This is a genomic window from Actinorhabdospora filicis (assembly GCF_030269765.1).
GTDB lineage: Bacteria > Actinomycetota > Actinomycetes > Mycobacteriales > Micromonosporaceae > Actinorhabdospora > Actinorhabdospora filicis.
The window spans coordinates 2,517,798-2,543,688 of the sequence record NZ_BSTX01000001.1 but is presented as its reverse complement, the minus strand read 5'-3'; the positions used below and the strand labels follow the sequence as shown (position 1 = coordinate 2,543,688).

Annotated in this window: 25 protein-coding genes; 15 read left to right on the top strand and 10 right to left on the bottom strand. The window is 72.4% G+C overall.

Translation table 11 applies throughout. The annotated features are described in order from the left end of the window. Positions 1-43: 43 nt before the first annotated feature. Positions 44-544, top strand: a complete 501-nt coding sequence (locus QSK10_RS11940) for a hypothetical protein (RefSeq protein ID WP_285662722.1) — start codon at positions 44-46, stop codon at positions 542-544. Here the strand turns inward: QSK10_RS11940 and QSK10_RS11935 are convergent. Beyond that, positions 447-1,556, bottom strand: coding sequence for an ArsR/SmtB family transcription factor (locus tag QSK10_RS11935; protein ID WP_285662721.1), 1,110 nt, complete (start codon positions 1,554-1,556; stop codon positions 447-449). The genes QSK10_RS11940 and QSK10_RS11935 overlap by 98 nt on opposite strands. Before the next feature lie 91 nt (positions 1,557-1,647). Between QSK10_RS11935 and QSK10_RS11930 the strand changes: the two genes are divergently transcribed. Next, positions 1,648-2,142 carry a hypothetical protein gene (locus tag QSK10_RS11930; protein ID WP_285662720.1) on the top strand — a complete coding sequence of 165 codons (495 nt, stop codon included), beginning with the start codon at positions 1,648-1,650 and terminating at the stop codon, positions 2,140-2,142. Between the two features lie 40 nt (positions 2,143-2,182). Here QSK10_RS11930 and QSK10_RS11925 read toward each other — a convergent pair whose 3' ends face one another. The 3 genes from QSK10_RS11925 to QSK10_RS11915 all read right to left on the bottom strand — a co-directional run bounded on the left by QSK10_RS11925 (position 2,183) and on the right by QSK10_RS11915 (position 6,443). Next, the gene (locus QSK10_RS11925) at positions 2,183-4,126 is read right to left on the bottom strand and encodes an Hsp70 family protein (RefSeq protein WP_285662719.1); all 1,944 of its coding nucleotides are present in this window, start codon (positions 4,124-4,126) and stop codon (positions 2,183-2,185) included. Between the two features lie 89 nt (positions 4,127-4,215). After that, positions 4,216-6,123, bottom strand: a complete 1,908-nt coding sequence (locus QSK10_RS34190; protein WP_349497682.1) for an RNA polymerase sigma factor — start codon at positions 6,121-6,123, stop codon at positions 4,216-4,218. Further along, the gene (locus QSK10_RS11915) at positions 6,123-6,443 is read right to left on the bottom strand and encodes a YciI family protein (protein WP_285662718.1); all 321 of its coding nucleotides are present in this window, start codon (positions 6,441-6,443) and stop codon (positions 6,123-6,125) included. The genes QSK10_RS34190 and QSK10_RS11915 overlap by 1 nt, the downstream gene beginning before the upstream one ends. A gap of 171 nt (positions 6,444-6,614) precedes the next feature. Between QSK10_RS11915 and QSK10_RS11910 the strand changes: the two genes are divergently transcribed. Both QSK10_RS11910 and QSK10_RS11905 read left to right on the top strand, forming a co-directional pair. Next, positions 6,615-7,808, top strand: a complete 1,194-nt coding sequence (locus QSK10_RS11910) for a hypothetical protein (protein ID WP_285662717.1) — start codon at positions 6,615-6,617, stop codon at positions 7,806-7,808. A gap of 49 nt (positions 7,809-7,857) precedes the next feature. After that, positions 7,858-8,727, top strand: coding sequence for an alpha/beta hydrolase family protein (locus tag QSK10_RS11905; RefSeq protein WP_285662716.1), 870 nt, complete (start codon positions 7,858-7,860; stop codon positions 8,725-8,727). A gap of 284 nt (positions 8,728-9,011) precedes the next feature. Here QSK10_RS11905 and QSK10_RS11900 read toward each other — a convergent pair whose 3' ends face one another. Continuing rightward, a complete protein-coding gene (locus QSK10_RS11900) occupies positions 9,012-10,142 on the bottom strand; it encodes an NAD(P)/FAD-dependent oxidoreductase (protein WP_285662715.1) in 1,131 nt (376 codons plus the stop codon). Positions 10,143-10,317: 175 nt separating this feature from the next. Between QSK10_RS11900 and QSK10_RS11895 the strand changes: the two genes are divergently transcribed. Together QSK10_RS11895 and QSK10_RS11890 are read left to right on the top strand one after the other, a co-directional pair. After that, complete coding sequence (locus QSK10_RS11895) at positions 10,318-10,971, top strand: DUF998 domain-containing protein (protein ID WP_285662714.1); 654 nt, start codon at positions 10,318-10,320, stop codon at positions 10,969-10,971. Between the two features lie 47 nt (positions 10,972-11,018). Beyond that, positions 11,019-11,369, top strand: a complete 351-nt coding sequence (locus QSK10_RS11890; protein ID WP_285662713.1) for a DUF1801 domain-containing protein — start codon at positions 11,019-11,021, stop codon at positions 11,367-11,369. A gap of 444 nt (positions 11,370-11,813) precedes the next feature. Here the strand turns inward: QSK10_RS11890 and QSK10_RS11885 are convergent, their stop codons facing one another. Then, complete coding sequence (locus tag QSK10_RS11885) at positions 11,814-12,389, bottom strand: TetR/AcrR family transcriptional regulator (protein ID WP_285662712.1); 576 nt, start codon at positions 12,387-12,389, stop codon at positions 11,814-11,816. Between the two features lie 81 nt (positions 12,390-12,470). Between QSK10_RS11885 and QSK10_RS11880 the strand changes: the two genes are divergently transcribed. Continuing rightward, a complete protein-coding gene (locus QSK10_RS11880; RefSeq protein WP_285662711.1) occupies positions 12,471-13,313 on the top strand; it encodes an NAD(P)H-binding protein in 843 nt (280 codons plus the stop codon). Between the two features lie 221 nt (positions 13,314-13,534). On the opposite strand, the gene QSK10_RS11875 is transcribed toward QSK10_RS11880, so the two are convergent. Together QSK10_RS11875 and QSK10_RS11870 are read right to left on the bottom strand one after the other, a co-directional pair. Continuing rightward, entirely contained in the window at positions 13,535-13,984 is a 450-nt protein-coding gene (locus QSK10_RS11875; protein ID WP_285662710.1) for a MarR family winged helix-turn-helix transcriptional regulator, read from the bottom strand. A gap of 953 nt (positions 13,985-14,937) precedes the next feature. Further along, positions 14,938-15,267 carry a hypothetical protein gene (locus tag QSK10_RS11870; RefSeq protein ID WP_285662709.1) on the bottom strand — a complete coding sequence of 110 codons (330 nt, stop codon included), beginning with the start codon at positions 15,265-15,267 and terminating at the stop codon, positions 14,938-14,940. 132 nt (positions 15,268-15,399) lie between these two features. On the opposite strand from QSK10_RS11870, the gene QSK10_RS11865 reads away from it, so the two are divergent. Genes QSK10_RS11865 through QSK10_RS11855 form a run of 3 tightly spaced genes read left to right on the top strand, consistent with a single transcriptional unit; the run spans position 15,400 to position 18,287 of the window. After that, complete coding sequence (locus QSK10_RS11865; RefSeq protein WP_285662708.1) at positions 15,400-16,551, top strand: sensor histidine kinase; 1,152 nt, start codon at positions 15,400-15,402, stop codon at positions 16,549-16,551. Between the two features lie 55 nt (positions 16,552-16,606). Then, the gene (locus tag QSK10_RS11860; protein ID WP_285662707.1) at positions 16,607-17,272 is read left to right on the top strand and encodes a response regulator; all 666 of its coding nucleotides are present in this window, start codon (positions 16,607-16,609) and stop codon (positions 17,270-17,272) included. Between the two features lie 58 nt (positions 17,273-17,330). Next, a complete protein-coding gene (locus QSK10_RS11855; RefSeq protein ID WP_285662706.1) occupies positions 17,331-18,287 on the top strand; it encodes a zinc-binding dehydrogenase in 957 nt (318 codons plus the stop codon). A gap of 125 nt (positions 18,288-18,412) precedes the next feature. Here QSK10_RS11855 and QSK10_RS11850 read toward each other — a convergent pair whose 3' ends face one another. After that, complete coding sequence (locus QSK10_RS11850) at positions 18,413-18,865, bottom strand: GNAT family N-acetyltransferase (protein ID WP_285662705.1); 453 nt, start codon at positions 18,863-18,865, stop codon at positions 18,413-18,415. Between the two features lie 214 nt (positions 18,866-19,079). Between QSK10_RS11850 and QSK10_RS11845 the strand changes: the two genes are divergently transcribed. From QSK10_RS11845 to QSK10_RS11835, 3 genes are read left to right on the top strand one after another with little or no spacing between them, the layout of a single operon-like run. Continuing rightward, a complete protein-coding gene (locus tag QSK10_RS11845; protein ID WP_285662704.1) occupies positions 19,080-19,238 on the top strand; it encodes a hypothetical protein in 159 nt (52 codons plus the stop codon). Between the two features lie 46 nt (positions 19,239-19,284). Next, on the top strand, positions 19,285-20,550 hold the full coding sequence (locus QSK10_RS11840) for a sensor histidine kinase (RefSeq protein ID WP_285662703.1): 1,266 nt from the start codon (positions 19,285-19,287) through the stop codon (positions 20,548-20,550). Further along, on the top strand, positions 20,547-21,215 hold the full coding sequence (locus tag QSK10_RS11835; RefSeq protein WP_285662702.1) for a response regulator: 669 nt from the start codon (positions 20,547-20,549) through the stop codon (positions 21,213-21,215). The genes QSK10_RS11840 and QSK10_RS11835 overlap by 4 nt, the downstream gene beginning before the upstream one ends. Before the next feature lie 43 nt (positions 21,216-21,258). On the opposite strand, the gene QSK10_RS11830 is transcribed toward QSK10_RS11835, so the two are convergent. Beyond that, entirely contained in the window at positions 21,259-22,473 is a 1,215-nt protein-coding gene (locus tag QSK10_RS11830; RefSeq protein WP_285662700.1) for a serine hydrolase domain-containing protein, read from the bottom strand. A 278-nt stretch (positions 22,474-22,751) separates the two neighbouring features. On the opposite strand from QSK10_RS11830, the gene QSK10_RS11825 reads away from it, so the two are divergent. Beyond that, on the top strand, positions 22,752-23,387 hold the full coding sequence (locus tag QSK10_RS11825) for a DUF998 domain-containing protein (protein ID WP_285662699.1): 636 nt from the start codon (positions 22,752-22,754) through the stop codon (positions 23,385-23,387). A 104-nt stretch (positions 23,388-23,491) separates the two neighbouring features. Further along, a complete protein-coding gene (locus tag QSK10_RS11820; RefSeq protein ID WP_285662698.1) occupies positions 23,492-25,882 on the top strand; it encodes an AAA family ATPase in 2,391 nt (796 codons plus the stop codon). Positions 25,883-25,891 lie beyond the last annotated feature (9 nt).

Sequence of the window (25,891 nt, the reverse complement as noted above, 5' to 3'; positions counted from 1 at the left end):
TCCGGGCATGCCCAGCCGGTCGTGAGACGAAGTGGAGTGACACATGAAGAAGATCGCGGGGATTCTGGCCGCCATGGCGGTGCTGACGGCGCTGTTCCTGCCCGGCACCGCGTACGCGATTCCGGTGCAGACGGCCAAGACCCTGTGCGACGGTCCCGGCGGCAACGGCTGGATCGACGTGCGGGACTCGGCCGGCCACATCCTCGGCAAGGTCCGCAACTGCACCATCACCTGGTACCACGACCTCGACAACGACTCCTATGGGCAGATGGTCGACTTCGACCTGGCCGACGAGTACAAGGACGGCTACTCGGCCATCGCCCTCGCCGAGTGGTTCGTCCAGGCGCCCGGCAGGTGCACCACGAACGGCAAGGGGTACTGCGCCGACGGTGACGGCTGGAGCCACTACCAGATCTCGCTGAGCGGCCGGTCGCCCTCGAACCAGATCATGTTCTCGGTGGCGTGGGGACCCGCGTCCTCCGGCCCGATCGCCCTGCGCTCGAAGTGGGCCACGGTGATCTCGCCGGCGCCCGCCGGCTTCTAGTTCCCGTACCGGGGGCGGCCTTCCGACGGGGGAGGCCGCCCTTTCCGCGTGCCCCTAAGTCCCCGATCAGCTGATCGGCGATGGAGCTGCGCGAGTAGTACACCGACCGTCCTTTCTGGACGCGTTCCAGCAGCCCGGCCCGGTGCAGGGCGGTCAGGTGGCGGTTGATCATCGGGGCGGTCCGGTCGGTCTCGCGCGCCAGTTCGGTTGTCGTGGCGGGGATGCCGAGCCGCGCCAGCAGCGCCGCCCGGGTCGGGCCGACGAGCTGCTCCACGGCGTCCGGGACCCGGGATCGCGGCAGCCACACCGATCCCCGGCCGCGCGCCGGGTAGTAGATGACCGGCGGATGGTTCAGGTCGCTGTGGGTGGTGGCGCGCTGGAGGAACAGGGACGGGACCAGCCGCAGCTCCCGACCGGCGACGGTGACCGCCCAGTCGGTCTGCCCGAAGTCGTCGATGAAGATCGCGCCCGGCGTCCAGCGCAGCGTCGGGAACAGCGACTCGACCATCGCCTGGAGCCCGCGCGTGACGGCCAGGCCGCCGCGGTGGGCGGCGTCGGCGTCCAGGGCCGCGCGCATCGCCGTCCAATGTGGAGCGAGGCAGGCGTCCCAGTACGCGGCCAGGGAATCGGCCACGCGCGCCAGGACCCGCTCCGGGGTGCCGCGCAGCACGGCCGGGACCGGCGCGCTCAGGTAGGCGAGTTCGATGTCGCGCGCCACGATCTCCGGATCACCGCCGCGCAGGCGGTCCAGGCCCTCGGCGAAGGTCTCCTCGCGGCCCGCCGGGCGCGGGAAGAGGAAGTCGGGCAGCCGCCACCGGTCGGTGACCAGCGCGGACAGCACCGGATCGGCCAGCCGCGCGAAGGCCGGGCCCGTGGCGGTGAGGAAGCCGCCGTGCTCGGGGTGGCGGTGCGGGAAGCGGTGCACGATCAGGCTCGTGGAGACCTCGGTGACGGGAGTGGCCGCGACGGTGATGGCGCCGACGTCGGCGGCGCCCAAACGGAAGCTGATCATTGACTTCTCCACGCAATCGTTGCGAGGCAAGGGCTCCCATTGTCCACTCGGTGTCACGCCCAACCGGTTACGAGACAAGTGGGAGTACCACGTGAAGAAGATCGCGGGCCTGTTCCTGGCGGCCGTGGCCGCCATGTTCGTCATCGCCGCCGTACCCACGGCGGCCTCGGCGGCCACCACCTGGAAGTACTGCGACGCCAATGGCGGCGGCGGAACCCCGAACGACGGCTGGATCCAGATCAACGGCGACGACGACCTGCACGCCAAGATCCGCAACTGCAAGGTCACCTGGCACCGGGAGAACACCGGCGAGTACTGGCAGAGCATCACCTTCGACATGGCCGACGCGATGAGCGACGACGCCTCCGCGCTGGCCGACGCCAGCTCCGGTTCGGACGCCAGGTCGAGCTGCTCCGGTACCGGCAATGTGTGGTGCTACAACAAGGACTTCGCGTGGAAGTCCTACGAGCTGCTGCTGAACGGCCGCGCCGCGTCGGTCGACACCCGGCTCGGCTGGGGCAAGTCCGGTAGGGGCATCACCGACCAGTGGACCAAGGTCACCGCCCTCACCCCCGCGGGCTACTAACCCGCTCCGGCGGGCGGCCCATTGCCCGGGCCGCCCGCCCTCACAGGCCGTAGAGCGTCTGCACCAGCAGCACCGCGATGACACCGGCCGCGAACACCACCGCCCAGTAAGGCCACCGGCGCGGCGTCTCCCCCGGGACGCCGTGCCGGTACCACCGCGCCGTGGCCGGGGCGGTCAGCAGGACGACGTTCACCAGCGCGAGCAGGATCGCCACCGCGAGCGGGACCGTGGTGACGGTGATCTGCTCGTCGCTGCCGTAGTGGATCCATTCGGTGGCGGCGGATCCCGAGTAGGTGAAGAACAGGGCCATCCCGATCTGCCCGTAGACGGCCACCGGACGCATCGCCCGCAGCCGCGTCGAGATGCCCGCGATCACCGCCGTCAGCGAGACCATGCCGATGATGATGGCGACGACGTCGGGCCACTCGTCGATGTGGTCGAGGTCCTCGTTCAGGCCGAAGCCGGAGATGATCACGCACGCCAGCTGCGTCAGCAGGATCGGCAGGGCCGCCCGCAGCGCCAGGGGACGCCGGTCGCCCATCGGGGCGGGATGGCCCGGAAACGGCGGGGGCGAGGTGGGGCCGCCCGAGATCGGCGCGCCGGAGATCGGGCCTGCTGAGACTGGGCCTCCGGAGATCGGGCCGCCCGAGATGGGAGCACCGGGGTGGGGCGGGGAGTAGACCGGGGCGGTGGCGGCGATCCGCCCGGCAGGAGGGGCGGCAGGGTGGCCGGGGCTGGCGGCGGCCTGCGGGTACGCGGGTCCGGTGGGCTGCACGGGGACGCCGGGCGGTGTCGTGCCGGGAGCGGCGGGTGCCGGTGGTGCCGAATGCGGCACCGGCCCTGCTTGCGGAAGCGGATTCCGGTTCCGCTCCCCCTCGCCGTCGACCATCGGCGCCCCCGCCGGAAGCGGATTCCGATTCCGGCTCCGTTTCACGTCCTCGTCGAGGATCGCGCCCCTGGCCACCACCTGCTCCACGTCATCGGTCAGCGTCGGCGCCGCCCCGAGGACCCGGTGCAGCAGTGTCGCCACCAGGGGCATCCGGCTGCCGCCGCCGACGAGGAAGACCCCGGCGCGCCGCTCGGGCGGCACGGCCGCCTCGGCGAGCACGGCGTGGGTGACGGTCATCGCGCGTTCCAGGAGGGGCGCGACGACCGTCTCCAGCTCCTCGCGGGTCAGGTGCGCGTCGACGTCCACGACGGGGATGTACAGCTCGGCGACGGTCTGCCGGGACAGCCGCTCCTTGGCCGCGCGCACGTCGTTGCGGAAGGCCGCGCGGGCGCGGCGGGTGGCCAGGTCCTCGCCCTCCAGCAGGCGCGTCCACGCCTCGGCCTCGCCGACGGTGGCGCGCAGGTGCCGGATGAGCGCCTCGTCGAGGTCCACGCCGCCGAGGTCGGCGAGCCCGTCCACGGCCAGGACTTCGAAGCCGTCCCCCACGCGGCGGACGACGCTGGCGTCGAAGGTCCCGCCGCCGAAGTCGTGCACCGCGACCGCCGAGCCGTCGGGGACGTCCACGCCCAGCTCACCGGTGTAGTAGGCGGCCGCCGCGACCGGTTCGGGCAGCAGCCGCGCGCCGGGCAGGCCCGCTCGCGAGGCGGCGTCCCTCAGCACCGCTCGACGGGTCGGCCCCCATGCGGCCGGGTGTGTGATCGTCACCGACGACGGGACCGTGCGCCCTACTTCGACGCAGCGCTCCCGGACGCGCGTCAGCACCGCCGCGAACAGTTGCGCGACGCTGAACTCGCGGTCCCCGAGCAGGACCGTCCCGTCGTCCACACGCCGTTTCGGGTGCGGCTCGACGGCCGCCGGGTTGGAGCGGGCGGCGTGCAGCGCGTCGAGGCCGACGTTGACGGTCGTCCCGGCGTGCACCGCCGAGGGCATTAACGGGGAGCCGTCGAAGGTGAGCGCCTCGACCCGTCCGTCCGCGCGGCGCAGCACGGCGACGGTGTGCGAGGTGCCGAAGTCGATGCCGAGGTGGGCGGACATGCCCGTTAGCTAAGCACAGTGCCGCCTTGATCGCCCGCGGGTTGTGCGGGCGGAAGCAGGGTCTGCCCGGAGGGGAAGCCGCGCGGCCCTCATCGCCCGGCCCGGCTCAGCAGATGCAGCGTGTACCGGCCGCCCGTGGCGGTCTTGAACAGGTACTCCGCCCGCTCGTAGGACAGCCGGGCGCGCCCGGTGTGCGGGCACAGGTCCGCCGGGCCGGGCATCCGTCCCGGGCCCGGGCGGCGGTCGGTGAGGAACACCGGCCCGGCGGTGCGCGAGCCGGTCAGCGCGCGCAGCAGCGCGGTCGTCGCCGGGCTCCAGCGCAGCCCGCGCGCGCCGTCGCCGTCGAGCTCGCCCACGTCCAGCGACAGGGCCGTGGTGGCGCTCGCGCCCGATTCGGCGAGCACGCGCCAGAACGCGCGCTCGCGCGGCGCGGCGTCCAGGGCGAGGACGGCGTCCAGGTCGGCGATCGCGCGCGCCGAGACCCGCACCTCGTCGCGGCGTTCGAGCCCGTCGGCGAAGGACACGCCGGTCCAGGACGCGAAGCTGCGCGCGGCGGCCACGTGCCGGTTCCAGGTCTTGGCGGCCGCGTCGCCCCAGGCCACGCCGAACAGCTGCGCCACGCGCCGCGCCGAGAGCGTCCCGATGAGCGTGCCGCGTCCCAGGTCCACGCACAGGCGCCGCAGGGTCTGCGCGTAGGAGCGGACGGTCGCCGCGCTCAGGTCCCCGCGCGCCAGGAACGCGTCGGCGCTGGGCCCGAGGGAGGCCGCGGCGGGCGCGGGGGCCTCACCGGCGCGCGCGAGGAGGAACTCGCGTTCGGCGGAGTTGCGGGTGAGGGCGGCGGCGCGCTCGAACTCCGCGCTCGCCTCGGTGTGGCGTCCCAGCCGTACGAGGAGGTCGCCGCGCACCACTGAGAGCGGGTGGTAGTTGCGCAGGGTGGGGTCGGTGGTGAGGTCGTCGGTGAGGGCGAGCCCGGCGTCGGCTCCGTGGGCCATGCCGACGGCGAGGGCGCGGTTGAGGCGGACGACGGGGCTCGGCAGGAGCCGCACGAGCAGTCCGTACAGCGCGGCGATCTGCACCCAGTCGGTCTCGGCGGCCGAGGGCGCCTGCGCGTGCGAGACGGCGATCGCGGCCTGCAGGACGTAGGGCCCGGGCGGCTGCCCGAGGGCGCGGGCGCGCAGCATCGCGGCGAATCCGCGGCGGATCAGCAGCGGGTCCCAGCGTCCCCGGTTCTGTTCGTGCAGGGGGACCGGTTCGCCGCCGGGGCCGGTGCGGGCGCCTGCGCGCGACTGCTGGATCTCCATGAGCGCGACGAGCCCGTGCACCTCGGCGTGGTCGGGGGCCAGCTCGGCCAGGACGCGGCCCAGCCGCAGCGCTTCGAGGGCGAGGTCGGCGCGCATGAGGTCGTCCCCGGAGGTGGCCGAGTAGCCCTCATTGAAGATCAGGTAGACGACTTCGAGGACCGACGCCAGCCGCGCGGCCAGCTCCGGCCCCGCCGGCAGCTCGAAGCCCACCCCCGCCTCGGCGAGGGTGCGCTTGGCGTCGGCGAGGCGCTGCGTCATGACCGGTTCGGTGACCAGGAACGCGCGCGCGACCTCGGCGGCGGTGAGCCCCCCGAGCAGGCGCAGGGTCAGCGCGGCCCGCTGCTCGGGCGGCAGCACGGGGTGGCAGGAGACGAACATGAGGCGCAGGACGTCGTCGGGCACCTCGTCGGCCTGGTCGAGGGAGCGCGCCAGGTCCTCTTGCCGTTCTTCGAGGCGCTTGTCGCGGCGGATGCGGTCGACCGCCCGCCGTTTGGCGGTGGTCATCAACCACGCGCCGGGGTTGGCCGGGACGCCCTCGGCCGGCCACTGTTCGAGAGCGGCGACGAGGGCGTCCTGCGCCAGTTCCTCCGCGAGCCCGACGTCGCGGACGAGCCGGGTCAGCGCGGCGATGATCTTGGCGGACTCCAGCTTCCAGACCGCGTCGATCGCGCGGCCGGTGGCGTCCATGGTGGCCATCAGGGCTGGTAGAGCTCCTGGATGCGGCCGTCACCGTCGCCGATGATGCCGAAGAAGCGGCGGGACAGCTCGACGGCCTCGTCGCGGCTGCGGACCTCGACGATGGCGTAGCCGCCGGCGAGTTCCTTGGCCTCGGTGAAGGGGCCGTCGGTCACGGTGATCTCGCCGCCCTTGGAGACGAGGGTGACGCCGCCGAGCTCCATGCCGCCGGTGGAGAGGAGGACGCCGGAGGCGGTGAGCTCCTCGACGAACTTGCCCATCTCGATGAAGAGGGCCTCATCGCGGCGGACGGGGGCGACGGTGGTCATGAGAAAGCGCATGTCGGTGCTCCTTGGTGGTGGTTTTTGTCTTCTCACCACTACGTCGAACGGGAGATGTGACAGGGAATGCTAGCGGGTCTTGTGCGGGAGGGGTGAGGGCTGTACAAGAGTGGGATTCGATCGTCACGGGGAGTGAGCATGCGGCGAGTGAGCGCGTACGAGTCCGAGCCGGTGTCCGCCGAGGCCGCCACCCGGGTGGGTGAAGGGCGCCGACCTGCGGAGTTACTGCTCGGGTTGCAGCGGACGGCGGGCAACGCGGCGGTGGCCCGGGCGGTGCAGCGGGTGGGTGAGGAGGGCGCAGGCGGGAAGGACCGGCCGGTGGAGCTGCGGATGCTGGACCGGTTCGCGCGGACGATCAAGGGCACGCCGGGCGTGCCCAAGTCGCCCCACTACGCGACCGCGATCGTCCCGCGAAAAGGTGGCTACGAGCTGCTCTTCGCGGGCAACTCCGGGGTGAGCCGGCTGCGGCCGAAGGTCCTCAAGCGGCTGACGGGCCGACTCGCCGGGCGTGACGACCGGCTCGGCGACGCCAACATCGATCGCGACGCGATGCCGCTGCTCCAGGACGAGCGGCCGGATAAGAAGGAGCGCGGCAAACAAGTGCGGTATGCGCTGAACCGGCGTGCCGACCGCGACCGCGAGAAGCTGTGGGCCCTGGCGCGCGGCGGTTACCACTGGAAGAGGCGGGACATGCACCTCCTCGCCACCGGTGCCGGGCACCCGAGGCTCATCTCCAACCCGGCCCGCGAGAGCGGCGACGTGCACGGGGAGATGGTCGTGCTCGGTGAGCTGCTGAAGCGGTGGCGAGCCGAATTCGAGTCCGGGGAAGGGGGCGCCCGCACACCCGTAGAGGTCACCCACGTGGGCGGCGTGAAGAAGGCCTGCGCCGCCTGCCAGTGGGTCTTCGAGGCGGTGAACGAGACCATCGGTGCGACCTATGGTCGGAGGGTCGTGGCATCCGGAACCCACGGGACGGTACCCAAGGGCTGGGCCAAGCCGCCGTGGCTGGCGCAATTTCCGGAGGTCGCGGCAGTGCTGAACGCGAAGGCGAAGCCCTACCTCGATCGTGAGATGTCCATCGAGTACATGCGGGCCATCGGCAAGTGGGCCGGGCTGCTGATCGACCTTGCGGGAGCCGCCGGGGACAAGTCGGCGGTGCGCAGACTGAGCGGCAAGGTCGACGCCGCGCGCGATCCGCAGCCCCCGGCCCCATTCGATCCCGGGTTCGAAGAGATGAGCCACGGCGACCCCGCCCCCACCGGCACCGCGATCAACCTCCTCGATCCCGCCGAATCGGACTCCGAGGCCGAAACCAAATCCAGTACGCCATCCAGAATTCGTCCGCGACATCACCGCGACGATTAAATGACCCCACTCTTGACGTCAGTGACATCACCATGACATCATCCTCCCCATGGAGCTCACCGTCCAAGGACTCCCCGCCACCCTCACGCTCCCCGAAGGCCCCGTCCGCGCAGGCCTCATCCCCCTGCACGGCGCCTCGAACCCCGAGCGCGACCACTGGCTCTACCGCCACCTCGCCGAGGTCCTCCCCCAGCACGGCATCGCGGTACTGCGCTATGACCGGCGCCCGTCCGCCTCCGACGTCCCGTTCGCCGACCAGGCCGCCGACGCCATCGCCGCCGTCGAGGCCCTCCGCGAATACACCGGTGACGTCCCGATCGGCCTGTGGGGCTACAGCCAAGGCGCGTGGGTCGCGCCGCTGGCCGCGGCGACCGCGCCGGAGTGGGTCGCCTTCGTCATCACCGTCTCGGCGTGCGGGGTCAGCCCCGGCGAGCAGATGCGCTACGGCCTCGCCGAGCAGTTGCGCGCCGCCGGGCACGCGTCCGCGCTGGGTGAGCTGACCACCGTCCAGGACGCCCTGTACGCGTTCTTGCGCGGCGAGTCCGACGCCGCCGCCTACAACGCGGCCGTCGCGCCCTTCGCCGAGCGGCCGTGGTGGGGACTCACCGGGTACCACTCGGAGCTGCCCGCCGACCTCCAGGCCACCGGCCTGTGGACCGACCTCGACTACGACCCCGAACCGGCCTTCGCGGGCGTGCGGTGCCCGGTGCTGGCCTTCTACGGCGAGTCCGACGCGTGGGTCCCGATCGAGCACAGCCTGAACGTGTGGAACAACGCCGCGGTGCATTCCCCCGAGGTCGTGCGGCTGGAGGGCTGCGACCACAAGCCCGCCACCGATCCGGACGGCCCGCCCGCGCGGGAGTACGAGGACGCGCTGGTCGAGTGGCTGGCCTGGCGGGTCACGGGGCGGAACCGGTGAAGGGGCCCGCGCGTTCCCGCCGATGCGGACGGATGAGGCCCACCGGGACGACCGGCTGCCGCGCCGGGCGGCGCGCCCCGGGGGTGCGCGGGGATGGGCCGCGTTCCGGCTGAGCGCCGCACGGGCCGCCCACCCTCACCCCGGGTGTCGCGTGACCGGCGCCCGCGCGGTTCCCGGACGTCGCGTGGGCCGCTCTCACCCCTGGTGCCGCGCGCCGGTGAGGCCCGCCCGGCGAGGGCCGGCCGAGCCGACGCCGGGCGACGGGTCCGCGCGCGACGGGCGTCCTACCCGTGCCGCGCCGGCGTTCCCGCTGTCGTGGCCACGGTGTCGTCCGCCGCCACCGCGTCCGGCTCCACCGGCGCCGTCCCGAACAGCTCGTGGAACCTCCCGCTGAACAGGTCGCGTCCCTTGTAGTCGACCACCATCTCCCGCGGCAGCACCCACGCCCCGCCCTCCCCGGGGAACTGCCCGACGCCGCCCTCCGGCCCCAGCGGCAGCAGGATCGCGGGCACCGGCGAGGGGTGGTACTCCGCCGTCGGCTCCTCCCCGCGCAGCGCGGCCAGGATGTTCTCCGCGACGACCGCCGCGTGCTGCATCGCGTAACCGGCCATCTTCGCTTCGGGCACGTCGGTCACGTCGCCGACGGCGTGGACGTTGGTGTGGCCCTCGACGGTCAGGCGTGGCGTAACCCGGACGCGGCCCCGCTCGTTGACAGGGAACCCGGCTAGAAAATTCGTTCGAACACCGTGCGCGCGGAACCAGATGTCGGCCTCTTCATCACCCGTGCTCACCACACCGTGCACACCGGGCTCGCTCGCGGGCTCGGGCAGGCGCACGCCCAGGCGCAGCCGGACGCCCAGTCCGGCGAGCTGCTCCAGCAGGTCCGCGCGGAGGGCCTCGTCGAAGCCGTCCAGCAGGCTCTCGCGGGGGTCGACGATCGTCACGGCCTTCCCCGGCCACACCGAGGCGATCTCGCCGGCCAGCTCCAGCCCGACGGGCCCGGCGCCGAAGATCAGCACGCGCGCGGACTTGCGCAGCTCCTCGTGCGTGGCCGCCAGCTCGGCGAGGGCGGCGGCGCGGTCCGGCGTCTCGGTCTTGGCGGGGTAGGGGTAGCCGGAGCCGACGGCCAGCACGATGTGGTCGGCCTCGACGCGCTCGCCGGACGCCAGCGTCACGCCCCGGGCGTCGACGGCGGTGGCCTTGTCGCGCACCACGCGTCCGCGTTCGAGCAGGTTGTCGTAGGAGAAGAACATGTTCGGCGCCCACTCGGGGCGGACGAGCGCGCGCAGCGATCCGGCGGCGTGCACGAAGGCGTCGCGCGGCTCGATGAGGACGACGTCGGCCTCGGCGTCGAGGGACTTGGCGACCTGTGCGCCGCCGTAGCCTCCGCCGATGATGGCGACGGTGCTGCTCATGATGCCTCCAGTGGTTCGTCATCCGAACCAGATTGGTTCGTGTAACGAACATTAGTGGTTCGTGTTGCGAACCAAAAGGCATCGTGGTCGCGGTCACAAGGAGATCTGCATTCCCTGTCGCATCGCCCAGTCGACGTATGGGCAGAAGAACGAAAACCCGCAGGAGGACAGAGAAATGACCGCCATGATCGCCGCCCCCGCCGCCCGCACCGCCACCTCGATCTCCACCAAGGTCCTGCTCGCCGCCGGCGCCCTCGCCGGGCCGCTGTGGCTGGCGACCTCGTGGACGCAAGCGCTGACCCGCGAGGGCTTCAACCCCGCCTTCCACCCGCTCAGCCAGCTCGCCACCGGTTCGCTCGGGTGGCTCCAGATCACCAACTTCCTGGTGGCCGGGCTGCTCTACGTCCTCGGCGCCGAAGGGCTGCGCCGCATGCTCCCCGGCCGCTGGACCGGACGCCTCGTCCGCCTGATCGGCATCGGGATGGCGGCCGCCGGAGTCTTCGTGATGGACCCCGGTTACGGCTTCCCCGTCGGGACGCCGAACGAGGCGCCCACGTCGATGAGCTGGCACTCGGCCATGCACATGGTCGCCGGGACCTTCACCTTCAGCATCATGACCGCCGCCCTGTTCGTCATCGGCCGCATCCACGCCAAGGCCGGCCGCAAGAACCAGGCGATCCTCGCCCGCATCGCCGCCAGCGCCGTGATCGTCGGCAACGTCTGGGCCATCACCCAGCTCCCGGGCGCCTCCCCCGTCATGGCCGTCGGTGTCGGCATCGGGCTCCTGTGGACCTCGGTCACCGCGCTCCGCATCCGCCTCGGCCGCTAGTCCCCGACCCCGAACCCCACCCCTTCCGATCAAGGAGAAACCCGATCATGACCACCGTCAACGATTACGCCGCCACCCTCCCCGCCCACCAGCGCGAGATCACCGACATCCTCCTGCCGATCATCGAGGCCGAGCTCCCCGGCGCCGGAGCCCTCTGGCACGGACACCCCGTCTGGAGCCTCGGCATCAAGCCCGGACAGCGGACCGTCTGCCTGGTGAAGGCCTACCCCAAGAACGTGACCTTCGGCTTCTTCCGAGGCCAGGACTTCACCGACCCGAGTGGCCGCCTGAAGCCCGGAGCCCGCCGGATGGCGGCGGTGAAGCTCACCTCGGCCGACGAGGTGGACGCCGAGACCTTCACCGCCTGGCTCCGAGCGGCCCGGGATCTGGAGGAGTAGGGAAAGCCGAAAGGCGAAGACGAGAAGAAGCGACACGAAGGCCCGGCCACACGGCCGGGCCTCATCGCGTGCTCACAGCTCACAGCTCACGGCCACAGCTACCACCCCGGCCCACTGGCCTACTTGCCACAGGCAGGCGGCTCGCGCCTTGAGGCTCGCGCATCACGGCCCACAGCCACAACGCCATCGCCCACGCCCATGGCCGTCTGGCCCGCAGGTGGGCGCCTCGCGCCTCGCAGCCACGGCTCCGGGTGCCTGCCCATGGCCCGCTACTGGCCCACCGGCGGGCGGCCCGCTTCTCATGGCCCACAGCCACAGCCACAGCTACCGACCCCGGCCCACTGACCGCAGCCCGGTGCCCGGCCGGTCTCGGCCGCCGCGCCCAGCCATCGCGCCCAGCCACCGCCCGAGCCCCTAAAGCCTGCCCGGCCGCCGCCCGAGCCCCTAAAGCCCGTCCAGCCATCCCACCAGCCGCGCTCCCTCGCGCGTCATCACCTCCGGGTCGCGCAGGGCGCCCGCCATCATCGACATCCCCTGGTAGCCCGACACCAGCGTCAGCGCGAGGTCGTCGGCGTTGGCGTGTCCCATCGCGGTGAACTGCGCCGCCACCCAGTCGAGGAGCTGGCGAACCACGCGTCCGGCCTCCACGTCCAGGATCCCGTCGGCGCGCTTGTCGAGCTCGACGGTGAGGGTCCCGGTGGGGCAGCCGTAGCGGGCGGCGGTCTCCTTCTGCTCCACCCAGGCCGCGACGAGGGCCTTGAGCCGCTCGCGGGGTTCGCCGATGGCGTCCAGCGCGTCCGTCATCTGCTTCAGGTACGCCGAGTGCTCGCCGAGGGCGGCCTGGACGAGGTCGTCCTTGGTCTTGAAGTAGTAGTACACGTTGCCGACGGGGACGTCGGCCTCCTTGGCGATGTCGGCGAGGGTGGTCCGCTCGACGCCCTGACGGTGCAGGACGGCGGTGGCGGCGGCGGTGAGGCGGCGGCGCTTCTCGGCTCCGCGCGGCTGAACTGAGTTGGTCACCTAACCCACTCTAGACACGATCATGGACGGCTGCTACCGTTCTCCTCAGTCAGTCAACTAACTCAGTTTTGGAGCGAGACAATGATCGTCGTCACCGGAGCCACCGGCAACATCGGACGCACCCTCACCCAGCTGCTCACCTCCGCCGGCGCCGAGGTCGTGGGGATCTCCCACGAGGCCGCGCCCGCCGATACCGGCATCACCTACCGCACCGGGCTCGACACCAGCACCGTCGAGGGCATGCGCGAGGCCGTGGCCGGTGCCGACGCGCTCTTCCTGATGCTGGGCGGCGCGCAGAACGCCTTCGGCGGCGATCCCGCCGAGCTCGTCGGCGCGGCCGTCGAGGCGGGCGTCAAGCGGATCGTGCTCAACTCCTCCCAGGCGAGCGCCACACGTCCGCAGGCCGCTTCGCACGCCCGGTTGCGGGCCTTTGAGGAGGCGGTCCGCGCCTCGGGTGTGGAGTGGACGATCCTGCGGCCGAGCGGCTTCGCGTCCAACGCCTTCGCGTGGCTGGAGAGCGTCCGCACCCAGCGGACCGTCTACGCGCCCTACGGCGACGTGGCCTGGCCGGTGGTCGACCCGGCCGACATCGCGGGCATGGCGGCGGTCGCGCTGCTGGAGGACGGGCACGTCGGGCGTGTGTACACCGTGACGGGGCCGGTGGCGGTGACCCCGCGCGAGCAGGCCGCGGTCCTGTCCGCCGCCCTCGGTGAGGATGTCGCGTTCGTCGAGCTGAGCCGTGAACAGGCCCTGGAGGCGATGTCGGCGTACATGCCGGCGGAGATCGCGGCGGGCACCCTCGACATCACCAAGGAGCCCCTGCCGGAGGAGTCGCGCATCAGCCCGGACGTGGCCGCGCTGCTGGGACGCCCGGCGGGCGACTTCGCGGGCTGGGTCGCGCGGAGCGTGGAGGCGTTCCGGTAGGGGCCGGGTGGCGCATTGGGGTGCCCACCAGGGCGTTTGCCTGGGCAGACGGTAGGTCGGCGAATCCTGTACGACGTGCGGAACTCGGTTCTGTACGGCGTACAGGATTCGGCGTATTCGGGACGGGGTCAGCCCCGCGGGTGTGGGCGTGGCTTGCGCCACGCTTGCTTGGCGCGGGCGCGGAGACCGGAGACCTGAAGCCCCCGGAGGTCCCCGGCGTTCTAGTCGAAGACCGCCGGGACCTCGTTCGCCTCGACGACTCGTGCCAGCAGTCCCGCGAGGCGGCCGCGTTCGGTGCCGGACAGGCGTCCCGCCAGCTCGGCGAGGCGGGCGCAGGTGTCGTCGTAGAAGGTCTCCGCGAGCGCCGCGCCCGATGCCGTGAGCGCGACCTGCACCGCGCGCCCGTCGGAGGGATCGGGGACGCGTTCGACGAGCCCGCGCCGGGCGGAGCGGTCGACGAGGCCGGTGAGGCTGGACTTGGCGAGTCCGAGCATGGGACCCAGGTCGCTCATGCCGAGTGGGTGGGCCATCAGGACGCACAAGAGCTGCCCCTGCTGCGCGGTGACGCCGTGCTCGCGGGCGGCCTGGGCGTAGACGGCGTCGACCAGGAAGGCGGTGCGCACGAGGGCGGTCACCATGGGCATCTTCTCGTCGTCACCGGCGCGGACCATGATCCGACGATACCTTTCGTGGTGCGAACTACCCAGGGGGCGGGACGCGGGTGGGATGGGCTCGGATGGGACGGAGACGGGGACCTCGGGTGGGACGGAGACGGGGACCTCGGGTGGGACGGGGATGGGGGCTGCGGCAGAGGCGCGCGCTGCCAGGGGCGGGCCGGATGGCTGCCCGGCCGAGTGAGTGGAGCCGGGACGGGGTGAGTGCCGCCGCTCCATCGCGTGTGGGCGGGGGCGGGGTTGAGGCCCGCCTCAGCGAGCGTGCTCTGCCGGTGGGGTAGAGGTTCACCTGACCCCGCCCGATCGTGTGGTTGGAGAAGCGCACCGCACCTCACCGCCCCGGTGCGCCTCGCCGGAGAGACCGGGGGTGGTGGGGCGGGTGCCGGTGACCGGAACCCGCCGCGTGGTTCGCCGGCGGGGCTGAAGGTCGGCCCCGGGGCTTGCTTGCTTCGCGCGTGGGGAGAAGCTCGCCTGACCGTGACCGTGTGCTCGGCCGGTGGGGCGGGTAGCCGAAGTTGCGGTGGATGCCGGTGGCCGGAGCCCGCTCACAGGCTTCGCAGTGAGGCTGGGCCGGGGCGAGCACCGGTGCCTGCGAACCCGTCGACTTCGCTCACCCTGCCAGCCCGGTTCGCCCTGTGTGCTGTGGGTGGGGTTGAGGCGCGTCTCGGCCCACTCCCGTGTCGGGCGGGCGGGAGTGGGTGGCCGAGGTCGCGGTGGATGCCGGTGGCCGGAGCCCGCCCGCATGCTCTGCCGTGAGGCTGGGTGAGGCTGGGTGAGGCTGGGTGAGGCTGGGTGAGGCTGGGTGAGGCTGGGTGAGGCTGGGTGAGGTCCTGCTCCACCCCGTCAGTCCGGTGTCTCGTCTGCTCGATGCCCGTGATCTTCGAACTCTTCGGCGGTGATCCACCACCGGAGGTCGCCCGTGCCGTGGTCGTGGAGGGTGCGGGGCACGCCTACTCGCCCACCAGGTGGCCGACGACGGGCCAGCCCCAGAGCCAGAGGTAGCCGACCGCGAGGCCGACGGCGACGAGTCCGACGAGGCCGACCACGCCGATGACTCCGCGGCGGACGGGCCCGAACCAGCCGAGCAGCCACGATGTTCCCGCGAACGCGATGGCCCCCGCGGCCGTCGCGCTGAGGATGCTGACGAGGCGGCAGGCGGGGGTTCCGTTCTCCGCGAGGAGCAGCCCGCCGGGGTTGGCGAGGAAGACGGCCGCCGCGGCCGCCGATCCCCCGAGTAGCGACAGTGGCGCGGTGAGCACCATGCGCGTCACGCTCTTCATAACTACAGGGTCGGATGTTAAAGGACCCTCCACATCAGACCGGCGTACCGATCCGTCCGGTCGGTCTCCTCCCAGGGGCGTCATCCCCAAGGCTGGTGTCACGAGAGCGACGCCGTGGCTACCGTTCGGGGCATGCGAGAACCGTGGTGGCTGCGGGAGAAGGACCGCCTGCTCGTGGCCGTGGACGCCGGGATCGCCGTCCTCATGGCGGTTCCGGCGGTCATGGGTGTGCTGGATCCGATGGACCTGCGGACCTTCCACGGCTGGTTTCTGGTGACGGGACTGCTCGTCGCCCTCTCGTACAGCTTGCCGATGTCGCTGCGGCGGCGGTGGCCGCGGGCGATCTATGTCGTCGTGCTGGCCGCGACGGTCGTCGCGGATGTCATCGAGGTCAGTTCGGGGGCTTCGGCGGCGGCCGCGTGGGTGCTGTACATCGTGGCGCGGGACCGGGCGCGCCGGGAGTCGCTGGTGTGGCTGGGGGCGGGTGCCGGGTCGATCGGGCTGATCCTCGTGGCGAGCCGGATCCAGCTGCACGCCGAACCGAACCCGTACGGGCAGGCGCAGGCCGGGCTGGGACTGCTGCTGTTCGGGCTGGCGTGGGTGGTGGGTTACATGGCCCGCAGGCACAAGGAGATGGTGGACGCGGTGGCGGCCGAGGCGCGCCGGCGCGACCGGGTCGAGGCGAGGCTGCACCTGGCGCGCGAGGTGCACGACGTCGTCGCGCACAACCTCTCGGTGATCACGGTGAAGGCGGGTGTGGCGTTGCACGTGGCCGGGCGCAGGCCGGAGGAGGCCGTGGACACCCTCCGCGTCATCGAGCGCACGGGCCGGACGGCGCTCGCCGAGGTCCGCCAGCTCGTGGAGACCCTGCGGAATGACGTGCCTGCCGCCGCCGGGCTGGCGGGGTTGCCGGAGCTGGTCGAGAGCGCCGCCGAGGCCGGGGTGACGGTCACCGTGGAGCGGGACCTGCCGCCGCTGCCGCCCGGGTTGGAGGCATCGGTGTTCCGGATCGTGCAGGAGGCGGTGACGAACACCGTCAAGCACGCCGCGCCCGCGCGCTGCCGGGTCACGATCGGGCATGACGAGCGGCACGTGCGGATAGAGGCGGTGGACGACGGGGACGCCCGGCGCGCGCCGCTGCCGGGTGGGCATGGGCTGATCGGGGTTCGGGAGCGCGTTGAGGCGTACGGCGGGGTCTTCACCGCCGGGCCGGTCGGGACCGGCGGGCCGGGTGAGCGGGGCTGGCGGCTGGCCGCTTCCCTGCCGTACCAGGAGGTCCGGTGACCGGCTGGAGGCTCGGTGACCGGGTGGGAGACACGGTGAACAGGTGGGAGGTTCAGTGATCAGGGTGGTCATCGCCGATGATCAGGAGCTGTTGCGGGCCAGCTTCCGGGTGCTCATCGACTCCGAGCCGGATCTGACGGTGGTGGCCGAGGCCGCCGATGGGATCGGGGCGGTCAGGGCGGTCCGTGAGCACCGGCCGGACGTGGTGCTGATGGACGTGCGGATGCCGGAGATGGACGGGGTGGAGGCCACCCGCATCATCTGCGCGGGCTCGGATGGGAACACCGAGGCCACCAAGGTGGTGATCTTGACGACCTTCGATCTCGATGAGTACCTGTTCGCCGCGTTGAAGGTGGGCGCATCGGGTTTCCTCCTCAAGGACTGCCCGCCCGGGGATCTGCTGCGGGCGATCCGGGTGTCGGCTTCGGGTGAGGGCCTGCTGGCTCCGGCGTTGACGCGGAGGGTGATCCGGGAGTTCGCGGGGACGGTGAAGAAGCCGCCGGTGGAGCGGGAGCTGGACGTGACCTCGCGCGAGCGGGAGGTCCTGGAGCTCATCGCCCGTGGGCTGACCAATGACGAGATCGCGGTGCGGTTGTTCCTGAGTCCGGCGACGGTGAAGAGCCATGTGCGGAGGCTGCTGGCGAAGCTGCGGGCGCGGGACCGGGCGCAGCTTGTGATCTCCGCCTATGAAGCGGGTGTGGTGGTGGCCGGCGAAGGATGACGGGCGTACTTTTCCTGCTCCACAAGCGATCGGGCTTGGGTGGAGCTGAGGAGGTTGCGTGCGCGCGTTGCGGCAGGTTTCGCATGAGGGACCGAAGGATCTGACCTATGTGGAGGACGTGGAGGTGCCCACGCCCGGGCCCGGTGAGGTGCTGCTGCGGGTGACGTCGGCCGGGGTCAACTTCGCCGACGTCTCGCAGACCTACGGGATCTACGACGGTGGTCCGGATGCTCCCTACATCGCGGGTTTCGAGGTGACCGGTGAGATCGTCGGTGGGGACGGTGAGGTCGGGAAGCACGTCATCGGCTTCGGGAACGGGGCCTTCGCGGAGTACACGGTGGCGCCGGCGGCGGCGTTGATGCCGATTCCGGAGGGCTGGCGGGACGAGCAGGCGCTCGGGCTGGTGCTGAACTGGGCCACGGCGCTGGCCGCGCTGAAGCCACTGGGCCGGCTGGCGGAGGGCGAGACGGTGTTGATCCACGCGGCCGCCGGTGGTGTCGGGCAGGCGGCGGTGCGGATGGCGAAGCACTATGGCGCGCGGGTGATCGCCACGGCCTCACCGGCGAAGCACGAGGCCGTACGGGCGCTGGGCGCCGATGTCGTGCTGGATTACCACGGGGATCAGGAGGGCGTCGCGGCGGCGGTGAACGAGCTCGGCGGTGCGGACCTGGTGCTGGAGTCGGTCGGCGGCGAGACGTTCGCGGCGAGTCTGGCGGCGGCCAAGCCCGTGGTAGGGAGAGTGGTCGTCTTCGGTGCGGTGGCGGGGAACGCATCGGTGTCGAACTGGGAGCTGATCTTCAAGTACCGCGTGAGCGTGATCGGGCTGCACATCGGGGCCCTGCCGCAGCACGCGCCGGAGGTCTACGGCTGGATCATGTCGGAGATCGAGCGGTTGCGCGAGGAAGGTGTCTACCTGCCTAACGACCCGACGATCTATAAGTTGCGCGACGGCGCCCGGGCCCTGAAGGACCTGGAGGGCCGGGGCACCGTCGGCAAGCTCGCGATCGTTCCCTGAGCGGGAAGACGTCGAAGCGAGGCGACGAAGGACGCCCGCACGGCCCCGACGGCGACACGGGTGCCGCGCGCACCGCGCGAGAACCCCACCGACACCGTTCCGGGGCCGGGGCCGGGGCGCGGTACCTAGGACACCGGAAGCTGGAGCGACACGAATTCGTCCTCCAGCCCCTCCGGGATCCCGCGCTCCACCTCGACGAACCCGCGTCCGATGGCGAACTCGTAGCCCTCCTTGTTCGCCGAGAGCACGATCGTCTCGATGACCCCGGGGTCCAGCTCCGCGGCCTGCTCCATGCAGTGCTGGAACAACGCCGTCCCGAAACCCCTCCGCCTGAACTCGGGCAGGATGCGGGCGATCACCACGACCGCCCGCTCCTCTCCCTCCGGCATACGCACGGTCGAGCACCCCACGAGCTCACCGTTCACGTACGCCACCGAGAGGACGTTGCGGCCGGCGCGCTCCCGCACGTCCGCCTGGGACAGCGGGTCGGCCGGAATGATCACGTTGTGCACCTCGCGCCAATCGGCGAGCGCCTTGGTGTCCCCGGGCTCGGCGCGGTCGATCTGCATGCTTGCCATGCCGACAGCAGATCATGCCGGTCGCGTGCCCCGTCAAGTCCCTTAGGAGCTTCTTGAGACTCGCTCTCACCCGTGTGGCGCCTCGGGTGACCGTCATCTCACAATTCACCCGTTCGGCCGATCAACGCCCACACCCCGACAGCACGTCTACACAAGTGAACCCGAAAGCGGGTTCACATGTATGGAAATACTGTCGGGGGAAGGGTTTGGCCAGATGACTCTGTGGGAGGACATCTACGTCGTCGTCGGAATCCTCGGCGGCGCGCTGTTCCTGGTCGGCGCGCTCGCCCTCTGGATCGCCCGTTTGCGCCCGGAAGACACCTTCGTGGAACCCGACCTGGTGGTCATGCCGGAGGTCCCGCTGGCAGACTGATCGGCTCTGAACAGGCACCCCACCGGTGCCGCAACAGGAGCCGATCATGCCGCCCGCACCACCTCCCGCAACATCGCCCGCGCAGCCCAAGACGGACCGACTGAGCGCCCTCACCCTCCGGATCAGCGCGGAGGGCGAGGGCCTCGCCGAACGCCTCCGCACCACCAATCCCTACATCGTGGACACCGCGATCGCGGTCCTCGTGTGGGTGGCCCTCTCGGTCCAGTTCATCGTGCCGCGCGCGCCCAGCCTCCCCCCGGCGTCGACCTCCTCCTACTTCCTGACGTGCCTGTGCGCGGTGCCGCTGATCTGGCGGCGGCGCTTCCCGCTCACCGTCCTGCTGCTGGTGAACGTCCCGGCGATGATCAACCAGTACATCGACGGTGTGGGCCAGCCGCTTCCCTACGCGGGACTGATCGCCACCTACACGGTCGCGGCGATCTCGCCCCTCACGCAGCGCCTGGTGATGAACGGGATCGCGCTCGTCGTCATCCCGCTCGCCGTCGCCTTCAACTCCAACCAGGCGCGCGAGTACCTCTTCACCTTCTTCACCTACTTCGGCGCCTACGCCCTGGGCCGCCTCACCCACACCCGCCAGGAACGCGCCCGCGAGGTCGAGGCCCGCGCCGAGCAGCTCGAACGCACCCGTGAGGCCGAGGCGCAGCGCGCGGTCGCCGAGGAACGCGCGCGCATCGCCCGCGACATGCACGACGTCCTCTCGCACGCGGTCAGCATCATGATCGTGCAGGCCGAGGCCGGACCCCTCGTCGTCCGCAAGGACCCCGATCGCGCCGAACGCGCCTTCGACGCCATCGCCTCGGCCGGCCGCGACGCGATGACCCAGCTCCGCCGGATGCTCGGTGTGCTCAAGGAAGAACCCGGCGACGCCCTCCGGGTGCCCCAGCCGACTCTCGACGACCTCCAGGGCCTCGTCTCGGGCGTGTCGTCCTCCGGGCCCGCCGTCTCCCTGGACGTCACCGGCTCACCCACCCCCCTCCCGGCCGACGCGCAGGTCGCGATCTACCGCATCGTCCAGGAGGCCCTGACCAACGTCGTCAAGCACGCGCGGGCCACCCGCGTCACCGTCGCGCTCGACTGGACGCCCGGCGAGCTCACCGCGTCCATCACCGACGACGGGCGCGGGCCCTCCGGTGCGAGCGATGGACGGGGACACGGCATGATCAGCTTCCGCGAACGCGCCGCCGCGCACGGGGGTACCGTCACCACCGGTCCCGGGCCCTCCGGCGGGTTCCAGGTCACCGCCCGATTCCCCCTCACCCCCGCTTCAGAGCCCCAGGAGGTCACCCGATGATCCGCGTAGTCGTCGCCGACGACCAGGAACTCGTCCGCGCGGGCTTCGCGATGATCCTCGCCGCCCAGGACGACATCGACGTGGTCGCCGAGGTCGGCGACGGCGCGATGGCCGTCGGCGCGGTCGCCGAGCACCAGCCCGACGTCCTCCTCCTCGACATCCGCATGCCCGTCATGGACGGCCTCGAAGCCGCCCGGCGGGTCTGCGCCACGTCCGATACGAAGGTCATCATGCTGACCACCTTCGACCAGGACGACTACGTCTACGACGCCCTGTACGCCGGCGCCTCCGGCTTCCTGCTCAAGGACGTCCGCCGCGACGACCTCGTCCACGCCGTCCGCGTGGTGGCCGCCGGGGAATCACTGCTCGCGCCCTCGGTGACCCGGCGGCTGATCGCGGACCTGACCGCCGCGCGGCGCCCGGCCACCCCCAGCTCCGCGACGGGCTCGGAGCGGCTGACCGCCCTCACCGAGCGCGAACGCGAGATCCTCGCGCTGCTCGGGCGCGGCCTGTCCAACCCCGAGATCGCCGCGACGCTGGTGGTCAGCGAGCACACCGTCAAGACGCACGTGTCGAAGGTCCTGGCCAAGCTCGGGCTGCGGGACCGGGCGCAGGCGGTCATCGCGGCCTATGAGACGGGCCTGATCGCGGCGGGCGGGGTCTAGAAACGGAAGAAGGGCGGCCCGCGGGCCGCCCTCGGTCTCCCGGCTACATGAGCCCCATCGCGCAGGCGATGATCGGCATCATGAGCGGGCTCTGCTCGCCGCCCTTGGCGTCCGTCGAGCCGATCGAGTAGACGAGCACGCGCGCCCCGTCCCTCGTCGCGCCAACGCCGTTGACGTACCCTGGGCGGGCGCCGGTCTTGCCCCACACCACCGTGTTGTCCGGCAGGACATCGCGCTTGAGCCCCATGGACCGGGTCGCGGGCTTGTCGTTGGCGGGATCGGTGTCACCGTCGTAGACGGGCACGGCCGGGACCTGGAACATGTGCTCCAGCGCGTCCCCCTTCACCACGTCACCGGCGAAGAGGGCCCTGATGAACACCGCCAGATCCGCGGTGGTGGACACCATGTCGCCCGAGGCCCAGGTCGAGGACTGGTCCCAGACCGTCACGTCCACGTACTCGGGCCCGTTCTTTCCGTCCACGAGCTGGTATCCGCGCTGGTGGACGCCCTTGATGCCGACCGACTCGCCCACGGCGTAGGTGTCCTTGAGTCCCAAGGGCTTGGCGATGCGCTTCTGGACCTGCTTCTCCCACGTGCTTCCGGTGACCTTCTCGATCACGAGTCCACTCAGGACGGTGTCGATGTTCTTGTACTCCTGCTTCTCGCCCGGAACCGAGTGCATCGCCTTCCCGCGGACCGAGGCGCGGACGTAATCGCGCGGCTCCCAGTGGTCGAAGCGGTGGGCGTACTGCCAGGCGAACTCGTCGGAGCCCGGGATGTCCATGGAGGGCAGCCCGGAGGTGAAATTCAGCAACTGCCCCACCGTCACCGGCTCATAGGCCCTCGGCAGCAGGCCCGGGAGCAGGCGCTGGACGGTGTCGTCCAGCGACAGGCGGCCCTCGTCGACCAGCTGCAGCACGATCGCGGCATTGAAGACCTTGGTGACACTGCCGATCCGGAACTTCGCGTCCACCGTGGACGGCTCGCCGCTCCGGCGGTTCAGGACGCCCGATGCGCCCGCCCAGTCCTGCGCGTCGTCGGCGTCGTCCACGCGAACCTGGGCGTAGGTGGCGATCCCGGACGGCAGCCCGGCGATCACCCGCTCCAGCCCGGCCTTGTTCACCGGGCGCAGGCCCGGCTCGGCGGCCGAGGCCGGATCGGCGAGCCCGAGGGAGTAGCCGACGGCGGCGGTCACGGTGAGCGTGACGCCGATCGCCCGGAGCGCGCGCTTCTTGATGATCGTCATGTGCTTCGTCATGCCCCCAATCCTGTTCACGCGGGCCTCCTCCGGCATCGCCGACGGGAGCGGTCTTGAGGGGCCCCAGGGCATCGCCGACACGGGTGAGCCGGCCCTTCACCCCCTCACTCGCGCGACTGATACCGGCTCGCCTACCAGCGGAAACGTTGCCGCGTCGGGGAATCACCCCTAGTCCCCCTCGCCCGTGCGGGTGAGGCGCGAGACCGCTCCGCGCACCGATGTCCGCGACCCCCTTCCGGCCGCAGGCTTTCCCGGTCCCCACCACCGGAAGGCCCGCCATGAACACCCGCACCGCCCCCGTCCTCCCCGCTTTCGCCGCCTCGCTCCTCCCCGTCCTCGCCCCACTGCTGGGCGGGCTGGCCGCGCTGCTGGCCGTCCTGGGCGTCCTCGCCGGGCACTTCGACACCACGACGCTGAGCCCATGGGTGCACACCATCTCCGACTACGCCGCCGCCGACCGGGGCGGGCCGGTCGAGACCGGCATCTTCCTCGCCGGACTCGGCGCGCTGCCGCTGATCCCGGCCCTGTGGCGGCTGTCGAAGACCGCCGCGTGCCTGGCCGGAGCCTGGGTTGCCGGCCTGATCGTCACCGCGATCGTGCCCACCGACCCGCTGGGGCACGTCACCATGAGCACCGCCGGATACGTCCACCGCTACGCGTCCACAGTGGCCTTCGCCGCCCTCGTCATCGCCGCCGTCATCCTGGCCCGCCGCCTGCGCTCGGTGCTCTACGCCGTCCTGAGTGGACTGTCGATCCTCGGCGGCCTGTGGGTCACCTGGGCGACCTACTGCGGCGGCCGGGTCCTCATCGGCCTCGGCGAGCGCGTGCTGGCCTTCGCGATGCTGACGCTGCTGATCGTGCTCGCCGGGCGCATCGCCCGCGCCCACCTCCGTGCGGTCCCCGCGTTCGCCTGATGCGCCAGGTTTCCCGGGCGCTACGCACGGCACTTACCGCCCGATCGGCCCCTCCCCGGGGAATGGGGATTGCGTATCGGCCTGCACAGTGCTGGGATGTGTCGATGAGCGCGATCAGCGGGCGTTCAGTGATTGTCGCCGAGATCGCCGCGCACCTCGCGCGTGGCGGCGTCCTGGTGGCCGGGCCCCCCGGCTGCGGGAAGACGACGGTGCTGGACGACCTGGCCGCGGCCTCGCGCACGCCGGTCCGGCGCACCTCCGCCGGACTCGGGGTGACCCGGCTGCCCTATCTCGGTCTGGCCGACCTCCTCGGCGAGGCCGACGCCGGGCTGCCCGGCCACCTGCGCCGGTCCCTGGCCGGGGCGTTACTGCGCGGCTCGCCCGGCGGCACCGGGAATCCCGTTGCCGTGGACCGGATCGCGGTCCGGGTCGCCGCCCGTGAGCAGCTGGCCCGCAGCGCGCCCCTGTTACTGATCGTCGACGACGCCCACGCCCTGGACGCCGAGAGCGCCGCCGTGCTGGCCTACCTCGCGGCCCGGCCCGTGGACGGGATCCGCGTCCTGGCCGCCTCCCGCGATCCCCAGGTGCGGGTCACCGACGGGCCCTGCGTCCTACTGTCGCTTGTGGAGGGGCCACGGCAGAGCGTGGACCTGGACGAGGACGCCCGGCGGGCCGCGCTCCTGACCGCCGCCGCCGTCCGCGCCACCCCCGAACTCCTCGACCGCTGCGGCGCCCTGGGCGAACCGGCGTCCCCGCGCCTGGCCGAACACGCCTACATCCACGCCGACGACGCCGAACGCGCCGCCGCCCACGCCGACCTCGCCAAGGCCGCCGAGGACCCCATCGAACGCGCCCGGCACCTCGCGCTGGCCGCGCCCGGGCCGTCGGCGGTGCCCGCCCTCGCCGAGGCCGCCGCCCACGCCGAACGCCGGGGCGCGCCCGGCACCGCCGCCGAGCTGGCCGAACTGGCCGCCGCCCGGTCGGTGGACGCCCACGAACGCGCCGCCCTCCTCCTCGCCGCCGCGCGCAGCCACCTCTCGTCCGCCCGGCCCGCCGACGCCGCCCGCACCGCCACCGAGGCCGCCCGCACCGGCCCGCGCTCCGTCCGCGTGGCCGCCCGGCTGCTGCTGGCCGAGACCACCGGCTCCGACTGGGGCGCGGCCGTACCCCACGTCGAAGGCGCCTGCGGCGACGCGCGCGGCGTCCCCGAACTGGAGGCCGAGGCGCGCCTGCACCGGGGCGTGCTCGCCTACGCCGCCCACCACTACGAGGCCGCCGCCACCGAACTCACCGACGCCGGGCGCCTGGCCGGGGACGCCGGGCGCGGCGACCTGCTGGCCACGTCCCTGCGCTGGCGCGCCGCCATCGCCCTGCGCCAGGGCGAACCCGGCGACGAGCTGCTCGCCCGCGCCTACCAGGTCGCGCGCGGCCTGCCCGCCGACCCGGCCGTCACCGCCGTCCGCGTCGTGTGGGCCACCGCCGCGTGCCTGCGCGGCGAGGTCTCGGCGGCCGTCCGCGAACTCGACGAGCAGACCGCCGCCACGCGCGAGCGCGGGACACTGGGCGAGCTCATCCGCGTGCTGGCCGCCGCGACCGGCGTCCACGACCGGGCCGGGCGAGCGAACGAGGCCCTGTCGGCCGGGCGCGAGGCGCTGTGGCTGGACGAACGCGTCCACGCCACGCCCGGCCTCGGGTCACTGGCCGCCGCACAGGGGGAACTGGCCGGCGGGACCTTCCTGGACGCCGCCTCGCACGCCTCCCGCGCCCTCGCGGTGGCCGAGCGCGCCCGCGACGACGAGTTCGCGCTGCCCGCGCTGGTCGTGCGCGGCAAGGCGCTGCTGGCCGACGGGGACGTCGAGGCCGCCGCGGAGTCCTTCGCGCGCGCCGCCGTCCTGGAACGGCGCGCCCGGGCCGTCGACCCGGCCGTGCACATGTGGCACGCCGATAGGGCCGAGGCCCTCATCGGCACCGGCGAACCCGAGCGCGCCGCCCGCCTCATCGGGCGCATCCTCACCCTGGCCCGCGCCCGGGGCCGCCACACCGTGCTGCTCGGGCTGGCGCGCGCCGACGCGGTGCGGCGGGCCGCCCTCGGCGACTCCGGCACCGCCGTCCGGCTGCTCACCGCCGCCATCGACCGCGCCTCGGCCCACCCCTATCCGATGGAGGTCGCGCGCGCCCACCTCACCCTCGGCGCCATCGAACGCGCCGCCGGGCACCGCCACGCCGCGCGCGAGGCGTACCTGACGGCGTCCCGTCGCTTCACCGCCGCCGGGGCCGCGCCCTGGGCGGCGAAGGCCGAGGCGGCCCTGACCGACCTGGCCGACCGCCGCGACCTCAGCGCCCGGATCGTGGAACTGGTGCGGACCGGGGCGACCAACCGGGAGATCGCCGCCGAGCTGAACGTGAGCGTGAAGACCGTCGAGGCGCGGCTGACGGGCCTGTACCGCAGGTACGGGGTCCGCAACCGGGTGGAGCTGGTGCGGGTCCTGGGCTGAGCCGGTCCG

Coding starts and splice junctions, on each gene's coding strand:
- QSK10_RS11940 (WP_285662722.1), top strand. CDS start 44: ATGAAGAAGATCGCGGGGATTCTGGCCGCCATGGCGGTGCTGACGGCG.
- QSK10_RS11935 (WP_285662721.1), bottom strand. CDS start 1,556: ATGATCAGCTTCCGTTTGGGCGCCGCCGACGTCGGCGCCATCACCGTC.
- QSK10_RS11925 (WP_285662719.1), bottom strand. CDS start 4,126: ATGTCCGCCCACCTCGGCATCGACTTCGGCACCTCGCACACCGTCGCC.
- QSK10_RS34190 (WP_349497682.1), bottom strand. CDS start 6,123: ATGGCCACCATGGACGCCACCGGCCGCGCGATCGACGCGGTCTGGAAG.
- QSK10_RS11915 (WP_285662718.1), bottom strand. CDS start 6,443: ATGCGCTTTCTCATGACCACCGTCGCCCCCGTCCGCCGCGATGAGGCC.
- QSK10_RS11905 (WP_285662716.1), top strand. CDS start 7,858: ATGGAGCTCACCGTCCAAGGACTCCCCGCCACCCTCACGCTCCCCGAA.
- QSK10_RS11900 (WP_285662715.1), bottom strand. CDS start 10,142: ATGAGCAGCACCGTCGCCATCATCGGCGGAGGCTACGGCGGCGCACAG.
- QSK10_RS11895 (WP_285662714.1), top strand. CDS start 10,318: ATGACCGCCATGATCGCCGCCCCCGCCGCCCGCACCGCCACCTCGATC.
- QSK10_RS11890 (WP_285662713.1), top strand. CDS start 11,019: ATGACCACCGTCAACGATTACGCCGCCACCCTCCCCGCCCACCAGCGC.
- QSK10_RS11880 (WP_285662711.1), top strand. CDS start 12,471: ATGATCGTCGTCACCGGAGCCACCGGCAACATCGGACGCACCCTCACC.
- QSK10_RS11875 (WP_285662710.1), bottom strand. CDS start 13,984: ATGGTCCGCGCCGGTGACGACGAGAAGATGCCCATGGTGACCGCCCTC.
- QSK10_RS11870 (WP_285662709.1), bottom strand. CDS start 15,267: ATGAAGAGCGTGACGCGCATGGTGCTCACCGCGCCACTGTCGCTACTC.
- QSK10_RS11865 (WP_285662708.1), top strand. CDS start 15,400: ATGCGAGAACCGTGGTGGCTGCGGGAGAAGGACCGCCTGCTCGTGGCC.
- QSK10_RS11850 (WP_285662705.1), bottom strand. CDS start 18,865: ATGGCAAGCATGCAGATCGACCGCGCCGAGCCCGGGGACACCAAGGCG.
- QSK10_RS11845 (WP_285662704.1), top strand. CDS start 19,080: ATGACTCTGTGGGAGGACATCTACGTCGTCGTCGGAATCCTCGGCGGC.
- QSK10_RS11840 (WP_285662703.1), top strand. CDS start 19,285: ATGCCGCCCGCACCACCTCCCGCAACATCGCCCGCGCAGCCCAAGACG.
- QSK10_RS11835 (WP_285662702.1), top strand. CDS start 20,547: ATGATCCGCGTAGTCGTCGCCGACGACCAGGAACTCGTCCGCGCGGGC.
- QSK10_RS11830 (WP_285662700.1), bottom strand. CDS start 22,473: ATGACGAAGCACATGACGATCATCAAGAAGCGCGCGCTCCGGGCGATC.
- QSK10_RS11825 (WP_285662699.1), top strand. CDS start 22,752: ATGAACACCCGCACCGCCCCCGTCCTCCCCGCTTTCGCCGCCTCGCTC.
- QSK10_RS11820 (WP_285662698.1), top strand. CDS start 23,492: ATGAGCGCGATCAGCGGGCGTTCAGTGATTGTCGCCGAGATCGCCGCG.